The 23,329-nt window shown below is 56.9% G+C and carries 17 protein-coding genes; 11 read left to right on the forward strand and 6 right to left on the reverse strand.

The window, feature by feature from the left end; genetic code table 11:
• Window positions 1-215: 215 nt before the first annotated feature.
• The 3 genes from NHH03_RS20920 (at window position 216) to xylA (ending at window position 6,245) form a co-directional block, all read left to right on the forward strand.
• Complete coding sequence (locus NHH03_RS20920) at window positions 216-2,864, forward strand: secretin N-terminal domain-containing protein (RefSeq protein ID WP_253159297.1); 2,649 nt, start codon at window positions 216-218, stop codon at window positions 2,862-2,864.
• 7 nt (window positions 2,865-2,871) lie between these two features.
• Complete coding sequence (locus NHH03_RS20925) at window positions 2,872-4,731, forward strand: proprotein convertase P-domain-containing protein (RefSeq protein WP_253159299.1); 1,860 nt, start codon at window positions 2,872-2,874, stop codon at window positions 4,729-4,731.
• Window positions 4,732-4,925: 194 nt separating this feature from the next.
• Window positions 4,926-6,245, forward strand: coding sequence for a xylose isomerase (gene xylA, locus NHH03_RS20930; RefSeq protein ID WP_253159300.1), 1,320 nt, complete (start codon window positions 4,926-4,928; stop codon window positions 6,243-6,245).
• On the opposite strand, the gene NHH03_RS20935 is transcribed toward xylA, so the two are convergent.
• A complete protein-coding gene (locus NHH03_RS20935) occupies window positions 6,242-7,222 on the reverse strand; it encodes an ROK family protein (protein ID WP_253159302.1) in 981 nt (326 codons plus the stop codon). The two genes, xylA and NHH03_RS20935, sit on opposite strands and share 4 nt — an antisense overlap.
• A 177-nt stretch (window positions 7,223-7,399) precedes the next feature.
• Between NHH03_RS20935 and NHH03_RS20940 the strand changes: the two genes are divergently transcribed.
• The 5 genes from NHH03_RS20940 (at window position 7,400) to NHH03_RS20960 (ending at window position 13,601) form a co-directional block, all read left to right on the forward strand.
• Window positions 7,400-8,068, forward strand: coding sequence for an RNA polymerase sigma factor (locus NHH03_RS20940; RefSeq protein WP_253159304.1), 669 nt, complete (start codon window positions 7,400-7,402; stop codon window positions 8,066-8,068).
• Entirely contained in the window at window positions 8,065-8,652 is a 588-nt protein-coding gene (locus NHH03_RS20945; protein WP_253159306.1) for a hypothetical protein, read from the forward strand. The genes NHH03_RS20940 and NHH03_RS20945 overlap by 4 nt, the downstream gene beginning before the upstream one ends.
• Window positions 8,642-9,304: a hypothetical protein gene (locus tag NHH03_RS20950; RefSeq protein ID WP_253159308.1), complete on the forward strand. Its 663-nt coding sequence runs from the start codon at window positions 8,642-8,644 to the stop codon at window positions 9,302-9,304. Before NHH03_RS20945 ends, NHH03_RS20950 begins: the two co-directional genes overlap by 11 nt.
• A 76-nt stretch (window positions 9,305-9,380) precedes the next feature.
• Window positions 9,381-12,239 carry a DUF1549 and DUF1553 domain-containing protein gene (locus tag NHH03_RS20955; RefSeq protein ID WP_253159310.1) on the forward strand — a complete coding sequence of 953 codons (2,859 nt, stop codon included), beginning with the start codon at window positions 9,381-9,383 and terminating at the stop codon, window positions 12,237-12,239.
• 57 nt (window positions 12,240-12,296) lie between these two features.
• Window positions 12,297-13,601, forward strand: a complete 1,305-nt coding sequence (locus NHH03_RS20960) for a DUF1501 domain-containing protein (RefSeq protein WP_253159312.1) — start codon at window positions 12,297-12,299, stop codon at window positions 13,599-13,601.
• A 723-nt stretch (window positions 13,602-14,324) separates the two neighbouring features.
• Here NHH03_RS20960 and NHH03_RS20965 read toward each other — a convergent pair.
• From NHH03_RS20965 to NHH03_RS20980, 4 genes are all read right to left on the reverse strand, one after another.
• Window positions 14,325-14,984 (reverse strand): hypothetical protein, encoded by a 660-nt coding sequence (locus tag NHH03_RS20965; RefSeq protein WP_253159314.1) that lies wholly within the window; start codon window positions 14,982-14,984, stop codon window positions 14,325-14,327.
• Between the two features lie 439 nt (window positions 14,985-15,423).
• The gene (glnD, locus tag NHH03_RS20970; protein WP_253159316.1) at window positions 15,424-18,063 is read right to left on the reverse strand and encodes a [protein-PII] uridylyltransferase; all 2,640 of its coding nucleotides are present in this window, start codon (window positions 18,061-18,063) and stop codon (window positions 15,424-15,426) included.
• A gap of 124 nt (window positions 18,064-18,187) precedes the next feature.
• Window positions 18,188-18,526 (reverse strand): P-II family nitrogen regulator, encoded by a 339-nt coding sequence (locus NHH03_RS20975; RefSeq protein ID WP_253159318.1) that lies wholly within the window; start codon window positions 18,524-18,526, stop codon window positions 18,188-18,190.
• A gap of 161 nt (window positions 18,527-18,687) precedes the next feature.
• Window positions 18,688-19,251, reverse strand: coding sequence for a cob(I)yrinic acid a,c-diamide adenosyltransferase (locus NHH03_RS20980; protein ID WP_253159320.1), 564 nt, complete (start codon window positions 19,249-19,251; stop codon window positions 18,688-18,690).
• A 79-nt stretch (window positions 19,252-19,330) separates the two neighbouring features.
• On the opposite strand from NHH03_RS20980, the gene NHH03_RS20985 reads away from it, so the two are divergent.
• Window positions 19,331-19,786: an NUDIX domain-containing protein gene (locus NHH03_RS20985; RefSeq protein WP_253159322.1), complete on the forward strand. Its 456-nt coding sequence runs from the start codon at window positions 19,331-19,333 to the stop codon at window positions 19,784-19,786.
• On the opposite strand, the gene NHH03_RS20990 is transcribed toward NHH03_RS20985, so the two are convergent.
• On the reverse strand, window positions 19,768-21,573 hold the full coding sequence (locus NHH03_RS20990; RefSeq protein ID WP_253159324.1) for a transglutaminase-like domain-containing protein: 1,806 nt from the start codon (window positions 21,571-21,573) through the stop codon (window positions 19,768-19,770). The two genes, NHH03_RS20985 and NHH03_RS20990, sit on opposite strands and share 19 nt — an antisense overlap.
• A 391-nt stretch (window positions 21,574-21,964) precedes the next feature.
• On the opposite strand from NHH03_RS20990, the gene NHH03_RS20995 reads away from it, so the two are divergent.
• Both NHH03_RS20995 and NHH03_RS21000 read left to right on the forward strand, forming a co-directional pair.
• Window positions 21,965-22,669 (forward strand): hypothetical protein, encoded by a 705-nt coding sequence (locus tag NHH03_RS20995; protein WP_253159326.1) that lies wholly within the window; start codon window positions 21,965-21,967, stop codon window positions 22,667-22,669.
• 73 nt (window positions 22,670-22,742) lie between these two features.
• Complete coding sequence (locus NHH03_RS21000) at window positions 22,743-23,252, forward strand: NADPH-dependent FMN reductase (protein ID WP_253159328.1); 510 nt, start codon at window positions 22,743-22,745, stop codon at window positions 23,250-23,252.
• Window positions 23,253-23,329 lie beyond the last annotated feature (77 nt).

A 23,329-nucleotide genomic window follows, 5' to 3' on the forward strand; every position in this document is an offset into this window, starting at 1 on the left:
GGACAGAAACCAAACACCCCCTTCCGAACACACCGGAACCACCCAAAGGAGCCGCAACCGGTCACATCAAGATTGACTTCACTGTCATCTACAGTAGTCTTTACAGTGACTTTGCCTGCCGCGGAGCTTGAAATCGAGCTTCCGCCCCCCGCCCTCCCCCACCTTCAAGTGCCACGTCGTCTGACGCGGCGCTTTCAACGACAACGAGTTGCCGAATGAATGGCTCACGGCACCGCCACAGCCTAGCGCTCCAGCGCTGCGTTGGCCCAGCAATCCTGATCTGCGTGTTGGGTCTGGTCATCAGACCTGCACAATCAACCGCACAAGAGTTGCCCGCTGCCCCGACGCCGCCGGCTGCTCCAACACCACAGGTCCAACCCACGCCGACCGCTCAACCGACGATCCAGTCAAGCGGCGGTCAGTCAAGCGATGGCGATGCTCCGGAAGTTGACGCCCCGGACGTCGTGCGGTTTTCATTCACTGGCGTGCCCTGGCGCGAGGTGATCAATTGGATCGCCGACGAAGCTCATTTGGCGCTGCATGTCGATGCGATCCCCTCGGGCAGTTTCACCTACAGCGATCCGGACACGTTCACACACCAAGGGGCTATCGATCGGATCAATCTGTTTCTGTTGCCCCAAGGTTTCACGTTGGTGCGTAGCGGAAACCTATTGTCGGTGATCAATCTCAGCGATCCCCGCAGCTTGCAACAATTGGACGCGCTGGCAGAACTGGTTGACGTGGATGATTTGCAAGATCGCAAGAATCACGATGTTGTGAAATGCTTGTTCCCACTTGGCGCGCTGGCGGCCGAGGACGCGATGGAAGAACTCTCGGCGATCAAGTTGATGATGACGCCGGCGGTGTTCAACAAGACCAATCAATTGATGATCACCGACACCGTCGGCAAACTGAAGAATGTCAAAGCAATTCTGGATTCGTTTGAACCGTCGAAACTAGACAATGGAACAATCGTCAAATCGTTTGCACTCGAGCATGTCGAAGCCGAAGACGTGTTGGTCGTGGCCCGTCCCCACCTGGGTCTAGCCACCGGTGAAATGATCGGTATCGATGTCAGTTTGTCGTCTGACATGAAAGGCAAATACATTTTTGCGACCGGCATCGAAGACAAGGTGTTGTTGATCGAACGACTGGTCGAGTCGATTGATGTTCCGGTTCCGTCGATCACCGATGAACAAACCGATGCAAAACTGCAAACCCATCAGGTCAGCGGCGGCAACGTGGATCTGGCCTACGACGTCTTGCAAACATTGCTCGTTGGCAAAGACGTACGAATTTCGAAAGATGAAACGGCCGGCACAATCGTTGCTTTGGCGCCAGAGAAGGTCCAAGAAGAAATTGCCCAGACCGTCGCCAAGCTAGCCGCCGATGCATCGGCGTTCGAAGTCATTTCGTTGCAAACGGTCGACCCTTATGTCGCGATCGGACTGATCGAACAGATGTTGGATTTGGGCAGCGAATATGACGACGATGACGATGATGAATCACGAGCACAAGCGCCGAAGATCGATGCCGATCCGGCCAACCGCCGTCTGTTCGTTCGCGGCAAGCCCTCGCAAATCGAAGAGATCAAAACGATCGTCGCCGGTTTAGACCAGAAACGTGGTGGCCGTGGATCGAACGAGCGGATTCGAGTGCTGCAGCTATCGGGCGCCCATGCACAACAGTCTCTGGAACTAGCGGCTCGCTATTGGCCGTTGCCCAACCCGATCATTTTGTTTGAATCGGAAAACGCCCAGGCGGCCAAACAGCGCGAACGCGTCGTGCACAGCGATTCGCCAGCCCCCGTCAGTGGCACCGAGGAATTGATCGACGCAATCGCGGGCCCCACGCCCAGCCAATTCGTGTCGATTTCGGATCGAGGCCGCTTGCTGGACTCTCCTGCACCGGACACCACCGAACCGGCGATCGAGTGTCAACTGACAACCCGTGGTCTGTTGCTGCAATGTGAAGACACCGGTGCGCTGGATCGATTCCAAGACCACTTGGAAACGCTGGCCGGGCTCGGCAATTCCACCCCCACCGAGCCGGTCGTTTACTACCTGAAATTCACTCGGCCCGACGAAGCGATTCGCATGCTGGCTGAATTGCTCGACGGCGGTGAAGCGGTCAGCAGCGTCAGTGATTCGCTGGTCAATGCATCGATCTCGTCCTCGACCAGTTCCTTCCTCGGCAGTTTGGTCACCAACCGCGAAGGCACCACGACGTTGATCACCGGCACTGCGACCGTGGTCGCCGATTCACGCCTGAATCGATTGATCGTTCAAGGGACCAGTGACGACATCCAATTGATTGAAAGCTATTTGCGAATCATTGAAAAAGACAGCAGTATCACCGCGGTCGAAACCTACGGCACGACCAACATCATTGAACTGCAAAACACCAAAGCCAGCGTGGTCGAAGCGGCCCTGCGACAAGCCTTTGCCGGGCGGGTTGCGGCGGCGACCGTCAGCGGCGGCACAGCTGGTGGAACCACCGCGGCGCGGGGCGACGAACGCCGCAGCAATGACGATGATGATGACCGATCCAAAGACAAAAAATCGGACAGCAAGAAAGCGACTAGCAAACCCGCGTCACAAAAAGCGCGGGACATGGAACCCAAGATGACGCTGGCCGTGCACGAACCCAGTAACTCGCTGATCGTCACCGCCCCCCAGCAACTGTTCGCCGAAGTCGAAGCACTGGCTAAATCAATTGATCGCCGCGGCGAACAAACGATCGAAGTCATCACGCCCAGTAACAGCGAAGTGCTGGAAACGGTGCTGCAACAGATCCTGCTCGGTCAATCCAGTCGATCACGCTCCAGTAGTGATCGATCCAGTTCGCGCAGCCGCGATCGGTAGGCACCCCATGATCCAGATCTCTCAATTCGTGTTCTTGTTGTCCGTTGTCAGCGGCCTTGCCATCGGCTGCGCAACACCCAACACCGCCTCCGCCCAATCAGGACTGCGCGACTCGCTGGAATTGCTCGACCGCAACCAAAACGGCTCGATCGAACCCGATGAAATCACACCGCTGGCTCGGCCCTATTTGGAACGCGTGGCCGATGCCCGGCGGATGTCACTGGATCGATCCAACGACATCGAAAAATGGCAGGAAGCGGCGAGGATCTACTACGCCATGCAAAACGGCGTCGCCGGAACTCGGATCGACGTCAGTTCGGATCGCGCGCTCAAATCCTTTCGGCCCGACGATGACCAACCGATGGTGCCCGAATTTGGACTGGCGGAAGTCAAGTATCCCTACACGCCAGACGACTTGGACGAAGCCGATGACACACTGCGCCGCTACGACCGAAATCGCGACGGATACATGGATCGCCGCGAAGCCAGCCGCGGACGCTGGAGCCATCGCGATCCGTTCAGCATGGATTTCAACAAAGACGATCGGCTGAGTCGACTTGAGTTGGCCCAGCGCTATGCCCGCCGGCGGATGCTGAGCGACGATTCGGACGAATTGATCCAGCGGGCGCGAAGGACCGGAAACGGGATCCGCCCCACCGACTCCGATGATGATGATGATGACCGTGGTCGCGGCCGCAGTGATTGGTGGCGATCCGGCGGTGACCGCTATTGGTTGACCGCCAGCATCTTGGGGCGGTTTGATGCCAACCGCAACGGACGCCTGGAGTTTTCCGAGACGACCGAATTAGGCATTCCCACCGGCGCCATTGATGCCGATCAAAATGGCGAACTCTCGCGTGAGGAACTGTTCGCGTACTTCAAAAATCTGCAAGACCAGACCGGCGACCTGGTCGATGGGTTGCCCAGCTGGTTCTATGAACTGGATACCAATCGGGACCAACAAATCGAACTGACGGAGTTTGCAACCGAATTGTCCGACGCCAAAGTCGCTGAGTTTGTCGCTTTGGACAGCAACCAAGACGGACTGTTACAAGCGGCCGAAGTGATGGCGTCCAAATCGATGATGGGCGGAAGCTTTGAAAATCATGAAGCGGAAATGTTGCCGCCGCGAAAAACCATCGTCTCGGAAATTGAGATCGAGGAAGCCTTCTTGGTCGCCGACCTGAACGTCAAACTGACCATCACACACACCAACGTCTCCAGCTTGGACGGCTATCTGACCGGCCCGGACGGCACGCGCATCGAGTTGTTTTCCGGCGTCGGCGGACGCGATGATCACTTTGAAAAGACAGTCTTCGATGACCAAGCCGAAAGGCCGATCACCAAAGGCCGGCCACCGTTCGAGGGATCCTACCAACCCGAAGGCCTGGTCAAACACGGCCCCGGTCTGGCCGTTTTCAATGGCAAATCCATCCAGGGCGTTTGGCAACTGACCATCCGCTGCTCCGAAAGCGATCGTTTCGGCATGCTGCATCGCTGGGCGATACTGGCCCGGCCCGATGAAGAAACGCTGCTGGATCTGCCCGAACCTGAAACCGCACCGCAACCAGATACCGGCCAACCGCAACCGACCGCCACTGCACAGGACGCTGCCAATGCCAGCTTGCCGCTCGATTTGGTCCAGGCCATCACAGCCGACAGCACCGCCTCGTACTGGACCGCCGAACGCAAAGCCGAATTCGCAGCGAAAGTCCGAACTCCGTCGCCCGAGCAGTGGGCACAACTCAGTGACGACGAAAAACGTCAAAAGCTAGCCGAGCGCAAGCAGGCGATCGCCCAATACAAAGCGGCGCTCGCCAGCAAATCCAACGGCAGTGCCAGCAGCGCAGGATCGGCGGAACAATAATTCCTTGCCATTTCATTGAGATCCTTTCCCGGCCGAATGAGTGTGCGTTTCAACTTCGGCCGATTGCCGGTTGTTTGACAACCGCCAGATCTGAAAACTAGTGCCGTCCAACGTCTCGTGTTTCAGCGAACGACGTTGTCGAAGTGGAACGCTCGTTCCCCGCTCACGATCCTCAATCCCCCTGAACCATCAACATGGCTGCTTTTCCCGAAATCTCCACCGTCCAATACGAAGGCCCCCAGAGCGACAATCCGCTTGCGTTTCGTTGGTACAACCCCGACGAATTGGTCGAGGGCAAGACGATGAAGGAACATTTCCGATTCTCCATCGTCTATTGGCACACCTTTCGGGGAACCGGCAGCGATCCGTTTGGTCCGGGAACCGCTGTCCGGCCTTGGGACGACGGCAGCGAATCGGTCGAAAATGCTCAGAATCGGGCCCGCGCCGCGTTTGAACTGTTCGAAAAACTACAGGCCCCTTATTACGCGTTCCACGATCGCGACGTCGCCCCCGAGGGAGCTTCGTTGGCCGAATCCAACGCCAATTTGGATGCCGTTGCCGATGTCTTGGCAGAACAGCAGCAACAGACCGGCGTCAAATTACTGTGGGGCACCGCCAACATGTTCTCCAACCCGCGCTTCATGCACGGTGCGGCGACGACCTGCAATGCCGACGTGTTCGCTTACGCAGCGGCACAAGTCAAAAAGGCGATGGAAGTCACCCATCGACTTGGCGGTGAAAACTATGTGTTCTGGGGCGGCCGCGAAGGCTACCAGAACCTTTACAACACCGACATGAAACGGGAACTCGACCACCTGGCCAAGTTCTTTCACATGGCGGTGGACTACGCCAAAGAAATCGGGTTCACCGGCCAGTTCTTGATCGAACCCAAACCGAAAGAGCCGACCAAGCACCAGTACGATAGCGACGCTGCGGCGTGCATGAATTTCCTGCGTGCCTATGACCTGACCGATCATTTCAAGTTGAACTTGGAAACCAACCACGCCACGTTGGCCGGTCACACGATGATGCATGAAATCGATTACGCCGGCGCCCAAGGGGCACTCGGCAGCATCGACGCCAACACCGGTGACATGCTGTTGGGCTGGGACACCGACCAATTCGCCACCGATTATTACCTGACCACACAGATGATGTATTACATCCTCAAACATGGTGGACTCGGCAGCGGCGGAGTGAACTTTGACGCCAAAGTACGACGTGAATCGTTTGAACCGATCGACCTGTTTTATGCTCACGTCGGATCGATGGACGCCTACGCCAAAGGGCTGAAGATTGCTGCGGCGATTCGAGCCGACAACGCCTTGGAAGACTTCGTCAGCCAACGCTACAGCAGCTTTGACAGCGGGATCGGTGCCAAGATCGAAGCCGGCGAAGTGAACTTCAGCGACTTGGAAAAATACATGCTGGAAAAGGGCGAAGTCACGCCGAACGTCAGCGGACGACAAGAGATGCTCGAAGCCGTCGTCAACCGCTACATCGATCGCGTTTAATCACCGATCTTGAATTTGGCCCATGCGGCGGCGCCCTGCACCCCGGCGTCGTCGCCCAGTTTCGCGGCCACCACTTTGAAGCGGTCCTTGTAGACGCTCATCACATTCTTGCGCGCCGTCCTGGTGACCGTCCCGACGATCAAATCCTCCATCGCCTCGACCAATCCGCCGCCCAACACAATGGTGTCCGGGCACAGCATGTGAATCACGTTCACCACGCTGATCCCGATGGACTCCGCCGCTTGTTCGACCAACCGCTGCACCGCTTTGTCGCCGCCTTTGATTGAATCGGCCAACGCGCCACTGCGGATGTCGGCCAAATCGGTCCCGACCTGTTTTTCCAGCACCGGTGCGTCACCACGAAACGCGGCCTTGGCGGCCTCGGCGGCAATCGCCAATCGACTCGCCTCTGCCTCCAGCGTTCCCGGCATGTCAATTCCGCTGCTGCGTGAATTGCTGCTGATTCGCGTGTGACCGATTTCCATGCAACTGATACCAGCGCCCTGCAAAATCGTGCCTTCATAAACACAGGCTCCGCCGATGCCGGTGCCAGGAAAAATCCCCACCGCACAGCGAGAATCCTTGGCGACGCCAAATTGGTATTCGCCGTACAATCCGGCATCGACATCGTTGAGCACGACGACCGGACAGTTGAACTTTTTCTTCAGAAAGTCGCCGACGTCAACGTCATCCCAGCCCAAATTGGGCGTGGTTAAAATCCGACCTTTATTGAGATCAATGGGGCCCGGACAGCCAATCCCGATGCCGCGAATTTTTTTTCCGACCAGATCGTTTTCGTCCAACAAGCGTTCAATGGTCGATCCGATCCGTGCGATCCCATTGTCACTGCCCTCGCGGCCGCGCGTTTTGCGCCGGCGGCGACCGAGCCCATTCCATTGATCGTCGTAGGCGATCGCCAACATTTTTGTCCCGCCCAGATCAAATCCGATCCAGATGTCGTCTGATTTCTCTGCCATGTTCTCTCCCGCGTGTCTGTCGGCGTTCGGCTAAGCTACATCTTCGCCCGCTTGGCCCGGTTTCGGCAGTGGGGCGAGAGGCGTTTTTGATGGCAATCAAAGAAAATTCATTTCTTTTACCAGTGACCTGAAATAAATCGGCAACGGTGCGCAATGAACATTGCGGCATCGGAAAAAATGAGCAAATCATCGGCCGACAGCGGCGATCCCCCCTCTGAACACCAACAAGACGGATGCGGTCCCCCTAAGCGACCGCCCGAAAACAATCCGAATCGCGAGCCCAATGGCGGGACAATGTCCCCCAACAGGGAAAATCGGGACGACGATCACTGGCGGGAGTTGTTCCAACAGACCGAATCGGGACTGCGAAAATTTCTCGCCGGAAAACTGCCACAAGCAGCCGACGTGGAGGATTGTTTGCAAACCGTGATGGTTGCGATGCTGAAAAACCAATCCAAAATCCCTCTCGCAGCCCGCCGTGCCTGGCTGTTTCGAGTGGCCGCCAACCAAGCCGCCCTGTGGTGGCGAACGAAATCAACGACCGACCGCGTGCTGGAGAAACATGCCAGCAGCACCTACGCCATCGACACCGACTGTGCCACCCAACTGGAAACCCAAGAAGCTCTGCAACGCGTTGAAATGGCCTTGTCGCAATTGCCGCCCGATTCCCGCCAGATCGTTTGCCTGCGTCTTCACGACGGGTACACATTCCAGGCGATCGCCGACCAAATGCAACTACCGCTTGGAACCGTGCTGACGCGAATGCGCCGCGCAATGCAACAGCTCCGCAGTGAACTCGACGACGACAGCGACTCAGACGACAACGAACGAAACTCACGATCATGAACGCTCCCTCGAATCCCAGCGAACCTGCCGACAATCGCGACGCATTGCGTCAGCGCTGTCTGGATTATTTGCTGGGTGATATGACCGCTGGAGAAATCCAGACCTTTGAATCCCATCTCGGTGATCCGGCGGTCAGTGACGCTCTGCAACGGGAAAGCCAGTTGCTGTTGGAACTGTCAACCAGCGCCCCGACCCCGCGGGCACCATCCGCCCTGCCCTGCCCCGCCGACGAACCGCATCGATCACACCGCCACTCTCGCTCGGCTGCACTCTGGGCGGCCGCTTTGGCGGCGACTGTATTGGTCGCCATCGGCTATGGTTGGTCGATATCGCGGCCAGCTGGGATGATGGCCCAGTCCGATGACGCCCAACCGGTGACTCCTGCGTTCGAATTGCAATTGGCGCGCACTTGGGTTCATCCCGCAATTGATTGGGATGCAACCCAAAACGATTCCATCGAAACACTGGTCGATAGTGACGACCACGTCGTCTTGCCCGACGAAAACGAATCCGATGGCAGCTTGGACTGGATGGTCGTCGCTGTCGAAGCCGCTTTCCAGGGAGCCGACACGCATGATGGTTAAACACTCGTTGACCCTTCTGGCACTGATCGCTTTGGTTCTCGCGACCTCCCCGGTCGATGCGTTGGAGATCAAACCGCCGGCCAACAAGAACGGATCCAACAACGGTCCAACCACGGCAACGCCCCAAACGGATCGCAAGACACCTCGGCCCTCGCTCGACGAGGACCTGGAACGAGGCGTGTTGCAGATGGTTCAACAACACCTTCCAGACATCAAAGTCTTACTGGACCAACTGCGAGAAAAAGAACCGCGGCAGTACGAGATGGCGATTCGCAATCTGGCAAAATCAAGCCGCCGGTTGCAGGCCGCAGAAAAACGTGGCGAGCAATCGTTTGAATTAGAAGTTCAAATCATCAAGGCGCAGTCCGCCATCAACCTGTTGATCGCCAAACTAAAGGTCCGTGACAACGACAAAGATCGACAATCGCTGCGTGAGGCGACCAAACGATTTGAACACGCCGAATTGGCACGCGCCCGTTACGAATTAGGACTGATCGAATCCAGACTTGGCAAAATGCAAGAACAGTTCGACGCCGCCAAAGAACGTCTGCAGGTCAAACAGTCCCAACTGCAACCGAACATCGACAAAGCCTTTCAAACCTACCTGCGCAAATCGGGCCGCAAACCATTGCCACCGCCCGGCGATGATTAATGTCACGGAAACGATAAACCCTCCTGTCACCTTGCCCGACTCGACCGCTCCCCATTCCCACCGCACTGAAGATTCGATGAAACAGCTCTCAACCCGCCTCTTGGCCTGCTGTCTTGCGATTGCCGCTGTGCCAATTCTCAATCCCAAAGTGGTCTTGGCCGAACCGGTGTCACCGATTCGGACGGACCAATCGGCCGGTGACACAGTGCTGCCCGCGCCACCGATCTCGTCACGCTACGCCGCTGACAGTGCGAAAGAAGTCCCCGACTTTCAAAAACATGTGATGCCGCTGTTGGGGCGATTGGGGTGCAACGGCCGAGCCTGTCATGGATCGTTTCAAGGGCGGGGCGATTTTCAATTGTCCCTGTTCGGCTATGACTTTTCGGCAGACCACCAAGCCCTGATGGCGGAAAACACCGGCCGTGTGGATGTCGATGACGTAGATGAAAGTTTGATTCTGGCCAAACCCACCGATGCCGACATGCACGAGGGTGGTAAACGATTTGAGAAAGGCCAATGGCAATACCGTGTGCTGCGAAATTGGATCGCTGCCGGTGCAGCTTTCAAACAGGGGCAGACACAGTCACTGGAAAAATTAGAAATCCAACCCGCCGAAATTCGTTTTGCAACTGACGCCGATCAGGTCTCATTGACCGTGATCGCTCATTGGGCCGACGGTAGCGTGGAAGACGTCACGCCACTTTGTCGCTTTAGCAGCAACGATGATTCGATCGCCGCGATCGACGAAACCGGCTTGGTTCGCTCCGGTGACACCGGCGACACGCACGTCATCGTCTACTACGACAACGCAGTGGCCCCGGTTCCCGTCCTGCAACCGCTGAGCCCCTCTAAGTTCGACGCCCAACAATCGGTGGCCGACACCACGCCGACTCAACCGATCGACGTTTTGATCCAACAGAAACTGGACAAACTGGGCATCACTCCCTCGGGTCTCTGCACCGACGCTGCATTTGTGCGTCGGGCAGCGCTAGATATCACCGGTGTGCTACCGTCGACCGAACGAGTCGAAGCCTTTCTCGCAGACAATGCCACGGACAAACGCGAACAACTGATCAATGAACTGCTGGAATCACCTGCCTACGCGGCATGGTGGGCCACCCGCCTAAGCGACTGGACGGGCAACAATGCCGAACAGCTAAACAACGTGCTGCCGGTGCGAAACGTGGGCACCAAGCTGTGGTTCCAATGGTTGCGCAGTCGGCTCGAAAACAATACGCCCTACGACCAGATCATCGAAGGCATTGTCACCGCCAACACGCGTCAAACCGACGAGAGCTATCTGGACTACTGCCGCGAAATGACGTTGGCTTGTAACGGTGATTTGGATCGATTCGCACAACGCGATGGCATGCCACTGTTTTGGTCACGCCGCAACTTTCAAAAACCAGAAGAGCGGGCGATCGGTTTCGCATACACGTTCTTGGGTGTGCGAATCGAATGCGCCCAATGCCATAAACACCCGTTCGACCAATGGTCCAAACAGGACTTTGACGATTTTTCCAAATTGTTTGCTCCGATCCGATCGGGCAACGCCAATCAAGTCTCTCCGGAATCAAAAGAGACTCGCGATGAACTGATGGAGAAACTAACCGGCGGCAAGAAACTAAATGGCGGTGAACTGCGTCGAGCGATCTATAAAGCCGCCGAGACCGGTGTCGTGGTGCCGTTTGGTGAGCTGTATGTGAACACACGTGGCATCAGCGACAAAGCCAAGAAGCAGCGTGCAGCGGCCAAGAAAAAAGGCAACAAGCTGCCGCCGGTTCGTGTCCCCACGGGCAAGATCCTGGGGATCGAACAGGAACTGGAACTTTCCGAAGACCCACGTCCGGCATTGATGGACTGGTTGCGTGATGAATCCAATCCGTATTTTGCCAAAGCCATCGTCAACCGAGTGTGGAGCAACTATTTCGGCATCGGAATCGTTGATCCCACCGACGACATGAACTTGGCCAATCCGCCAAGCAACGCTGCCCTACTGGATCATTTGGCCGTGGAGTTTATCCGCCATGATTTTGATCTGAAATGGTTGCACCGCGAAATCACACTCAGCGACGCCTATCAACGCAGCGCGGCGACCAACGCCAGCAACGCTTTGGATCGCACAAATTTTGCGCGGCACATCCCCCGCCGACTGCCGGCCGAAGTCGTGTTTGACATGGTCGCACTGGCGACCGGTTCAACCGAAAAAGCCAATCAGCTTCGAAGTGAACTGGATGAAATGGCGATCGCTGATGGCAAGCCACGGCAACGCAACCAATCTAATTTCGCACTCGATGTATTTGGCCAATCAATTCGAGAAACCAATTGCGACTGCGACCGCAGCGACGCGCCCAGTTTGTTGCAATCGATTTATCTGCGGAACGATTTTGAAATGTACAAACGGATCGCCGATCGCGACGGCTGGGTTGCCGAAGCCTGTAAAGATTTAGGTGTCGCGGCGCCAAACGCGGGCCAAGATCCCAAAGCAAACGCCAAGCAACGTGCCGCAGATGCGCTGCGTAAACAACTGGTCAACCGTATCAAACAGTTCGCCAAACAACCCGCCGCACGCCAAGACAAACAGCGTGAAAAAGCCGAACAACAATTCGACAAAGCCACCCAGCGGATCGCCGATGAGTTTAATGTCCCGACGTTCGCCTCACTCGTCGCGGATCCCAATTCGTGGAATGAACTGGAACCGGTAACCTCGAATAAACGCCGCGCCAAGAACGGCAACGCGGATCCCGCCAGCGACAAACCCGGCCTGGAACGGATCGTCGATCAAGCCTATTTGCGAACGCTTTGTCGGTATCCCGATGATAGCGAATCGGAAATCGCGATGACCTACATCAACGAATCCGACTCCCCCAGCGATGGCATCGAAGGGCTGATGTGGGCCTTGGTCAACACCAAAGAATTCATCATCAGTCACTAGCACACACCTTCCCCCGTCAAACAAAACATCCCCCCTGCTCCGATTGGATAACACTCGATGAAACTGCACAAAACCTGTGATGGACTTCGACGACGTGACCTGCTGAAGGTCGGCACACTCGCCGCCGGTGGGTTGACGCTGTCGGGATACAATCGATTGGCCGCGGCCGGACAAGTCGCCCCCGGTCATGCCCAACGAGCGATCTTTATCGAACTGCCGGGCGGTCCATCACACATCGACACGTTTGATTTGAAACCCGACGCACCCGATACCCACCGCGGGACCTTCAACCCCATTTCGACAAACGTCCCGGGGATCCAGATCTCCGAACACCTGCCGAAACTGGCGTCCTGTATGGACAAGTTTGTGATCTTGCGTGGCGTCAGCCATACCTTGGCCGCACACCGCTTGGGACAGGAATACGTCAACACCGGCAGCAAACCGATCCCGGCCCTGGAATACCCCAGCTATGCCGCTGTGGTTTCCAAAGAACGGCCCTCCGACCGTGACATCCCCAACGCCGTCGCAGTCCCCAAAGCCAGCCAGGGTCCCGGGTTCCTAGGCATCCGCTACTCGCCCCTGGAAACAAACGCCCAACCCAATTTTGGCCAAACCTTTAACGTCCGCGGCATCTCGCTGCCCGGCGGAATTGGGATCGATGAAGTCAAACGACGACAATCGCTGCTGAACAAGCTGGATCGTCGATTCACCAGCCTGGAAAAGAACGATCAACTGTTGGACGGCCTGGACCAATTCGGCCAGCAAGCCTATTCGATGATCACGTCGTCACGGGCTCGCGAGGCGTTTGACATCAGCAAGGAACCGGAGAGTTTTGCCCGCCAGTTCGGCGAAGAGTCGTTCGGCCAAAGCTGTCTGCTGGCATTGCGACTGGTCGAATCGGGCGTCCGCTTTGTCACCGTGCAACTCGGTGGCTGGGACACGCACACCGACAACTTCAGCAAGCTCAAAGACAATAACTTGCCCAAACTGGACGCCGGCCTGAGTGGTTTGTTGACCGGTTTGCAACAGCGTGGATTGCTGGAATCGACCGCCGTCTATGTCACCGGCGAATTCGGACGCACGCCGAAAATCAATAGTCGATCCAGCGAAGGCGGACGCGACCACTACCCACGTTGCATGTTCATGCTGATGGCCGGCGGTGGAGTCCGTGGGGGTCAGGTGATCGGTGAAAGTGACGACACTGCATCGGGACCGCGTCACGAAGGCATCTCGCCGGACGACGTCGCCGCAAGTTTCTATCACAACCTGGGGATCGACCCCACGCTGGAATACGACAGCAACACCGGTCGTCCCATCACCTTGGTTCGCGATGGCAACGTGATCAATCAACTGTTCGCCTAGCAAAACCAATAAACATCTGGCCAGATGCCTGAAAGCAAACCACCGCCGATCTGATTCGATTGGTCGGCAGCAGGGGCTGGTGGTTTGACAGAAAAATGGCGGGCAGAAAAATTTCAGTGCTGCGAGTTCGGAGCGTCTGGAAAGGCCAGCGGTCTGGGCCACGTTGATCCCACCCAATTCGCCGCCGATTGCAATCTTCCCAATTTTTCTGCCCCCAATTTTTCTGTCATTGCTCCTCCGACGTCTCCCACGCACGGTCGACCGAAAACGGGGGACAGAGCCCAACGGCAAGGGGCAGTCGTTCCACTCGCGAGAGTCATCGATCGCAAACCCCACGCGATTGAGGTCTGTCCCCGGGTATCAATACAAAAACCGCCCGGTTCGTTGAACCGGGCGGTTTCTGCTGTGGTTCCCATTGCCCCGTGGATAGGAGAAGGGCCATGGTGAAGCCCTCCCTGCCTCACCATGGCCCATCAGTGCTGGAACGATGGCACCGATCGTTCCACCCTCCCAATCCATGGTACAGGTAGTATCGGCAGCGGCACCGTGTGACCTGTAGCGGTTTCGCCGCATCGTCTGATTTTTTTCTTCGCGCTGATAAAACGCTTTGCTAGCAAACGACAACACCGCTTGCGCGAGTCGCGCAAACGGTGTTGTGAAGCGTTTCAAGTTCAGCGTGGGAGGGGCGACACGGAAGTTGAAACAGAATGAGTCGCAGTCGAGTTACTGACCGTCGCAACTGTCACAGGCTTTGTCGCCACACCATTCCGCTGGCAACGGGCCACAGCTATCGGCAACTCCCGACGCACAGCCGCTCGCACAACCGCCGTTGCAATGACCATTTCCGCACAGTCCGCCTTTGCAGCCGAGCGACGGTTTGTGGTGAATCGACAGATCGATATTCGAACGACAACGGTTGCGGAAACCGTCCCAAACGTGCGTGTTGCACGCATTGGACCGCCAGTACTGGTAGAACGTTGACGTCGGCAGCTGAGGCGGGGTGTACGGTTGGCAGTACCCTTCCTTCAACAACGAACAACCTTTGGACCCACAGTGACCACCGCAGTGCCCGCCACAATTGCCGTTGTTACAAGTTCCGCAATCGCTAGTGCCAGCGTACTGAGTGCCGTCGTAGTCTGCCGTCGGCGGCAGCGGAGCCACGGTGGTTTCGTCGTGCATCGGAGGCATCGACATTGGAACCGCAGCGGGGGGCTGTTCTAAAGCAGCACCGGTTTGCTCAACAGCGGCCGTACCGCCGCCGAAATTAACATCCGCCAGCAATGCCTCGAAATCATTCTTGGCTTCAGCGGTGGTGACCAGGTTGATCGAGCCGACAATCAGCGCCAGAGCGGCACAGCGACGAAAGAAGTTGCGTTTACGCATTGTTCACATCCATGAATTAGCTAGAGGGGGACGATCGGCATTTCGCGGATGCGTCCTCGAGAACGCGGCGTCCATGCCTGTCACTGTAATCTTTCCCGCGCAACGCAATGAAAGCAAATCAGGGATGAAAAAAAACATTTGATACGCTGGTCAGGCGAGTTTGCGACCGCGACAACGCCTCCGTATTAACCAGTCCGTACCGAGTGCCTGCTGCATTCGCTTTGACTAATCCGCACAACCGACACCCGGGGCAAGCCATGCGAGTCTAGACGTTGCGTTCTGATCGCAACCCGACGCGTGAGTTTTGAAGCCAGCGCTTTTACGGCAACCCGAAGCGTGAGCGAGGGATTTAGGGTGTTAACGGGATCCCTCGCTGACGCATCGGGTTACCAAAAACCTATGCCGCACGCGAAAGCGCTGGCTTCAAAACCCCGAAGTATCAATCGTCATCATCAACTGAAACGACATCCAACAGCGCTCGACGAACTTGCTCCTGCCGCTGATCGTCTTCTAATTGCCGTCCGTCTTCTTCGGTCACATAGAACACGTCGGCAACCTGGTCCAAGTGCGTGTCAATTTTGGCGAAGTGCAAGACCAAGTTCAGCTCGGAGAGGGCCGATGCAATCCGGTGCAACAGGCCGGATTGGTCGTAGGCAAACAGAGACACGATGGTGAAGCGATCCAACGTCTCATTGTCAAAGTCGACTTTGGTCGGCAGCACATACACGGCTTCCGATTCTCGGCTCTGACCGACAGACCAGGTCTTGCGACTGGCCGGCAGCGGAGCGTCGGGCGTGTCCAATAAATACTTGACACGCTCGGTCACCTTTTTGATTCGTTCCGGGGGCGGTTGATCGGGATAGTCCGGATCCAAGACCCAAAATTCATCCCAAACGATATCATCCAAAGTGACAATCTCGGCCCGCAAGATACTGATCCCACAGGACATGAATGCTCCGGTCACCCGGGCAAAGATTCCGACCCGACGATTGCCTTGGCGGTGGATCACGACATACCGCATCGCCGATGGAATCGGATCGTACTGATGCACGCACAATGATTGTTCACCGGCGTCCAGTGCATTGCCGACCTCGATCAACTGCTCGGCCAATTCCTCCGGCTTTTCCCGCAGCAGCATCGACAACGGGACCTGTTGCAATAACTTTCGACTGCTTGCTTCGGCCGGCTGTTCGTGCAGATGGGCCAGCACCTGCTGTCGGATCTCGTCGCCGATCTCCTCCTGGTCCGCCTGCAGGTCTCCGGTTTCAAAGTACTGACGGGTGCGCAGATAAAGGTCCTCGATCAGTTTCATTTTCCAATCGGTCAGCACGCCCGGTCCGACCGCTGCCAAATCAGCGACCGAATGAACAATCAACAATTCCAGCCGGCGAATCGACCCCACTTCTTTTGCAAACGACAGCACGATTTCGGGATCGTTCAAATCGTGTCGAAAGGCGACGGTGTTGACGGCCAGGTGTTTCAGGATCAACCATTCCAAGATTTCGATGCTGTTGGGATCCAAATCCAATCGCTCGCCGACGTTGCGTGCGATCCGCGCCCCGACGATCGAGTGGTCTTCCTCGTAACCCTTACCCAGATCGTGAATCAGCAGCGCCAAGTGCAACAGTGTCTTGTCTTTCAACCGCCGATAGCGGCGTCCCATCGCGGACGGATCATCGGCAAAATCCGTGGCAGCTTCGACGGCGCGGATGCAGTGCGCATCGACGGTGTATTTGTGATAGGCGTTGAACTGCAACAACCCGCGTGCCCGTTTGAACTCGGGAATCAGTTGTTCCAAGATCCGCAGCTCATGCAGTCGCCCCAGCAACGGCCCCAATCGCCCGCCGCGGCTGAGCAGCGACAGAAACGCACCGATCGACTCGGCGTCGGGCGGCGTTGGCGGGCGTTCCTGCATCGCCGTGCGAATCGTCTGCCAGGTGTGGTGTCCGATTCGCAGGCTGTGATGATTGGCCAAACTCATGAACCGCAGCACGCGTGGCAAACTCGTTGCGAATTGATCCAGATGCGATGCATGAACCCAGATGTGTGTCGGGCCCATCAAAATGTCGTCACCGATCCGCGTCGAACGCGCCCATTCGACCAGTCGACCGATGATCGGGCGACGGCGATTGTCATCGGCAAAAAACCGAGCGGCGTAGCGGACGTCGCGCGTCACGTCGAAAAATTCCTGCATGAATTGTTCGACCGGCAACACGCCCTGTTTGCCTTGGTACCCCCAGTCCTGTGCGATCGCCATCTGTGTCGGTCGGTCCAACACATCGCGGGCACGATTGGCGCGAAAGTGCAATTCGTTGCGCAGCCGAATCAAGAATTCATAGGCCTTGCGAATCATCCGATAGTCTTCATCGGACAACGCCCCCAGTTTCAGCAATCGCTCCAAATCGACTTCGCCATAGCGGGCGAATCCGATCCAGCGAATCATTTGAATGTCACGCAAACCGCCGCGTGATTTTTTTAGATTGGGGCTGAGCAGATAGTTCGTGTCGCCCCATTTATTGCGTTCTTCGCGGCGTGCTTCGATCAAATCACGAATCAGCGCGCCACTGCGCCGCAGCGCTCCGTGCCGCAGCGAACGAAAGAATCGTTTGAAAACATGGTAACTGCCGGCCAGGAACCGAGACTCGGTCAACGAGGTGAAGATGACCGGATCGGACCATGACAGTGCGCATGCCTCGCGCGGGGTGCGCATCGCGAACCCGACTTCCAATCCGATGTCGACCAGATCACGCGTCAATGCTTGAGCAATTTTCTCTGCCGCCGCGGTCGAACGACCACGGACGATCAGCATCAAATCGGCGTCGGAATATGGTGCCAGGTCACGACGCCCGAATCCACCGTGGGCCACCAGTGCGATTCCGGCGGGGGTTTCGCCGCCGAAATGTTCCAGACAGGCTTGGTTCCAAACCTCCAGCACCAGATCATCGTACAGATCACTGACCAGCGTCGAGACCTGAGTCCCACGGGAACCCGCGGCGTGTTGCCGACGGCATTGCTCGCGCCCCTGTTTCAGACGATCGCGACCGCGCAACACCACTTCCGAAAGCGATGGTCCAACCATTATGTGCTGCGCCGCCTGTCGTCGAATTGCCGGATCAAATTCACTCGCATCAAGGTGTCTTCAGTGGACCGGCAAGACGCACCACTGCGTCTCTGAATGATGAATGGAGCTGCCGCAGCGACAACTACAGCGCGTCCTCGCCGCGCTCTCCTGTCCGGATTCGAATCGAATCTTCCAGGTTGGTCACAAAGATCTTGCCGTCACCGATCTGACCGGTTTGGGCCGTTTGCAAAATCGTATCGATCACGGTTTGCAAGTTCTCGTCGGTACAAATCACTTCGATTTTGACCTTGGGAACAAAATCGATGGCGTACTCCGTCCCACGATAAATCTCGGTGTGTCCTTTTTGCCGACCGAATCCGCGAACCTCGCTAACGGTCATCCCGTGGATCCCCTGATCCGTCAATGCGTTTTTGACATCTTCCAATTTGAAGTGCCGAACAATGCCTTCAACTTTTTTCACGTTTATGCCTCAAACGATACGGCTGGAAACTGGAGCCATGATTCTGAATTTGGGCCGTCAGGACACGGCCCACACGATCTAAGACGCATTGTACACTCGCCGGGTAAGCCACTTCTAGCGGGCGCAAACGATCAAATACGATTCGCCGCTGCAGGGCCGTTCTATTCCGGTCGTTTCCAAGGCACGTCTGCAATTCCGGCCTGGGAGTTCATTTCGCGGCTGAGCACAAACAAATAGTCACTCAAACGATTCAGATAGACGATCACGGCATCGGAAATCTCAACGCCCTCCTGATCCGCTAACGTCACCACCCGCCGCTCGGCGCGGCGACAAATCGCTCGGGCCAGATGCAGAATCGATGCCGCATGGGCCCCCCCGGGCAAGATAAACTGCTTGAGCGGTTCCAGCCCGCTTTCATGCTGGTCGATCCAATCCTCGATCCGGGCGACGTGGCCGGTCCCGATGACCCGTAAATCATGGGCGTCCGGGTCGGGTGTCGCCAATTCGGCGCCGATCGAAAACAGCTCGTGCTGAATTTGTGCGATCTGCTGGTCCAGCGCCGCGTCGACGCCGGCCGCCGCTCCGGCGGCACGCACACATCCCAGTGCGGCGTTCAATTCGTCGACCGTCCCATAGGCCTCGATCCGTACATCATCTTTGGACACCCGCGGCCCACCAAATAGGCCTGTGCTGCCGGCGTCGCCGGTTCGCGTGTAAATTTTCATGGCTTGCTCAATGTTTGAATGTGCCGGGCGCCGCCGCTCGGATCTCCCTACCGCCAAGATAAACTGCCGATCGCCCCTGATGTCAGAACCCTCCCCAAAACCGCTCCGTCAGGCTGCCGGTATTCTGCTGCTGACCCGCCAAAAACCGGTTCAGTTTTTATTGATGCGACATACCGATCGCTGGGATTTGCCGAAAGGCCACTGCGAATCGGGTGAATCGATGGTGGAAACGGCGCGGCGTGAAACCGAAGAGGAAACCGGGATTTCAGCCGACGCCATCACGATCGATCCGGATTTCCGATTCGAGCTCCGCTATGACGTGACCTACAAACGAAATCCCGGTCAGGTGTTCGAGAAACAGGTCCTGTACTTGATCGGTGAAATCGAGTCGGCTGTCACGCCGCGATTGACCGAACACGAATCATTTCAGTGGTTCGATTGGAACCCGCCCCATACGATCCAATCCCAGACGATCGATCCATTGCTTCAAGCGGTGGCAATCCATTTGGCGGCGCGTCAATCGTCGGACTTGTAGAGCGCGCCGCGAATCCCGATAGTCAGTTCAGCCACCTGCCGAAAAACAGTGACGAATTCGGCTTGGAAATCGGCGTCGTCGGCCGGTTGCAGCAGACAGAGCTGGTCGGCACGATTGAATTGTGACGTCATCGGGTCGATCGAAATCCAGTTGCCCTGGACCGCCGCGACCACCCATCCGGTCAGCTTCATCGCGACATGCGTTTTCGAACGATCCAGTGTTGGATGGACCAGCGTTGATTGCACCGGCGAGAGTCCAAACACAACCCGTGCCGGGATCTTGCGTTGCCGCAGCAACGCCGCCAAAACGATGGCATGATCCAGATCGCCGCCCCGCCGGGCACGGATCACGGCAGAGGCCTTTATCATGTCTGCCTGTGGCGCCAATGACAAATCATTCCGTACGGCGCGCGTCAGTTCCTGTACCAGTTCCATCGGTGGCAGCTCGCCAACGGCTTGCGCCATCCGGGCCACCGCAGGATGCTGGGAATCAATCAGCAGGCTGGGCTGAGTGCCGACAGGATCGCGAGGGACAGGATCACCGCCGGTGGGGTCGACCGAGTCTGAGTCGACCGAGCCTGGGGCGGAAGCAGCAATGAACCCCTCGGGAAACTCGCCATCGGCCGAGACCAATACCTGAACCTGATCGCCAAGCTGGCGGACCGCTTGGCGGGCGACCGCTGGCGCAAACAGCGGCAAGTTCGATTCCGATCTGCTGTCAGTGCCCTCTGTTGTTTCACTGCTTTCGACGTCACTGGCTCCGACGTCACTGGCTTCGGTCGATTGGTTTTTCTTCGTCATCGCCGCGACTTGACCGGAGATCGTGAACCCGACTTGGGTCGGCACCGCATCGGCACGCAGCGTCCCCGCCACGCTGACGCGGACTTCGCGTTCATCTCGTTCATCCAATTGCTTTAGCGCGGTCACACGGTCGGTACGAAACGACTCTAAACGCAATTCGGGTCGCAGTGTTTTTTCGATCATGCCTTTTTCGTCGACCCACAGCACCCATTGGTCGACCACCTGGTCCTGATCAAACAAGCTGACTTCGACCTCGTCTAACATCTGGTAGCCGCCCTCCATCAGGGCAACCGAAGCGGGCCCTTTACAACTCAGCTCGATCACCCCGAGGGCGGTGTAGGACGGCAGCATGACCTGCAGCCGTCTTGTTTCACCTTTTTGAATCTTTCGCCGTCGCAATGTTTTTTCGATGGCTAACAAGCCCCGTGCCGTTTCGGGCCAATCCAGTTTCAAACTTTTCTTTTCACCGTTGCTATCGGTTTGCACCGTCAGAACCTTTTGTCGGCGATTGGCTCGGATAGTTGACGTGATCGGGCCGGTTTGCACCTCCACGTCAAAACGTTCCAGCTCGCCTTCGGTCGTCTCCACACTATCGACTTCAATTCGCCGAACGAACTGGATGCGGCCGGTTTGAAAAATCAATCGTTCCAATTTGTGCAGCTGCACATTGGTTTTGCCGGTGATGAGCATCGCCGGATCGAGACGTGAATCGATCCGCACTTCAGAAAACCCAACGACTTCTCCCGCCAAGCGGTGGATGTAAGCCGCATCCCACTCGCCGGCAAACGGTTCGGGTGTCGCATCAATCTGCGGTTCCGTTGGCTGGGGCACATTTTCAGCCTGAGTCTCGGGCTCACTGGGCGGACCGATCGGTGGCCGTGGAGGAATCAAGTCGTTGCAACCGGCGATCGCCAGGGATAGCGATAGCGTCAGGATGCCGGGCAACGCCCAGGGTCGGTGAAGATTCGATCGAGCCACAGTATCCATGCGCCGCGAGTTCAATGCATTTCTTGAGGGGTTGGTCACTTGAATCGGCCAACCGCAACCGGGCGGCTGGCATCTCGCAAGTATACCGCGGCATTAACAAAGGGCGACGGCGACCGGCAATGCAGGGCAAAAACGGCACATCGTGTTGTTTTTTTGCAACGCGCATCACTCACCGGCAGGAGCCCGTCTGGCGCGGTCGTTCGGATTATCGCGACTGGCGCGAACATGCCTGTGGGAAATCGATGGGCCGGATTTCCGGCTTGGTGAATCCCTGCGCCCGGCCTGCGACGTGACCTAGCGTTGGCTGTAGATCGAGGCGAACGGACCGTTCGCGTTGAACCTGCACTCCCCCCAAAATCAATCCTTGTGATCTAGAACCGGACCGCCTGATATGGGCTTTTTGAAACGCATCCTTCGCAACACACCTTCGGAAGACACTGGATCTGTCTTCACGCCTGGAAGCTTCGAAGCGTTGACTGAAGATGAACTGCAAACTCACATGGGAATCAACTCCTATGGTGCGTTCGAACTGACCGACGCGATTCGGCCGTCGTATGACCTGCAGGTCATACCGCGTCAGGGATTTCGATTTGACGAATACGTCGACGACAGCAGCCAAGCCCGCACGCCGGTGATCATGGCCGCCACGACTCGGCACCGGGTGATGGATCTGCTGCTAGATCTGATCGACAACCTGGGTCCCGTCGTCGACGTCGTGCTGGAAACCAGTCACCACGCCTCGTCACATCAATTGGACCTGTACCGGGAACACATCGACGTCCCCGTCCTGAAAAGCATCCTGCTGGACCACGAAGACCTGTTGCTCAACGACGGTTGCACCGGCATCGCGGTGATCAATCCCGAACGTCGCCAGGAAGTCCAATTGGACGAACATAAACTGCTCGTCATCTATGGACGCCCGCTCGAACAGTTCGAACAAACGCTGATCATGTCAGACGTCTACCCCGATGAATCGATCAAATTCATCACCGAAGCCGAACATGTCCACAGCAGCAGTGAAGCCTACTTTGACAAATTCAACGCGCTCAAACACCGTTTGGGAATGGACAGCGACGACCTGTCGGGTTGCTGCTAACAGGTGATCTGATCTAACATCGCGAAGTCACCCGCCTCTCCTCTTTTGCCGACTTCGCCCTATGATCCTGGTCTTGAGCGCTAGCCTGAACCCGGGCAGCCGCAGCCGTATCCTTGCGGCAGCCTGTCGCGATTACCTGATTTCACTCGATCGCGAAGTCCAGTGGTTCGACTTGGCCCAGACGCCGCTGCCGTTTTGCGACGGTGCCGCCGCCTACGCTGCGGACAACGTCGTCCAACTCGGCAAATTGATCGAATCGGCCGATGCCATCTTGATCGCGTCGCCGGTTTATAACTTTGACGTCAATGCAGCGATCAAGAATGCCGTGGAATTGACCGGCAAAAAATGGACGGGAAAAATCGTCGGCTTGATGCTGGCTGCCGGTGGCAGCGGTAGCTACATGAGCGCCATGGGACTGGCCAATAGCCTGATGCTGGACTTTCGTTGCCTGATCGTGCCCCGTTTTCTATACGCCACCGGCGAGTCGTTCGAAGGCAACCAACTGGCCGATGAAAACATCCAGTCTCGAGTCGAGTTGCTGGTCAATGAAACGCTGCACCTGGCCGACGCACTGACCCGTTAGCGAGCTGCCGATCGAATCAGTCATTGCGTGAGTCATCATTTCCTTCCTAACCCGATGCGTCAGTTTTGAAGTTGCGC

This window comes from Stieleria tagensis (assembly GCF_024129865.1).
Classification (GTDB): Bacteria; Planctomycetota; Planctomycetia; order Pirellulales; family Pirellulaceae; genus Stieleria; species Stieleria tagensis.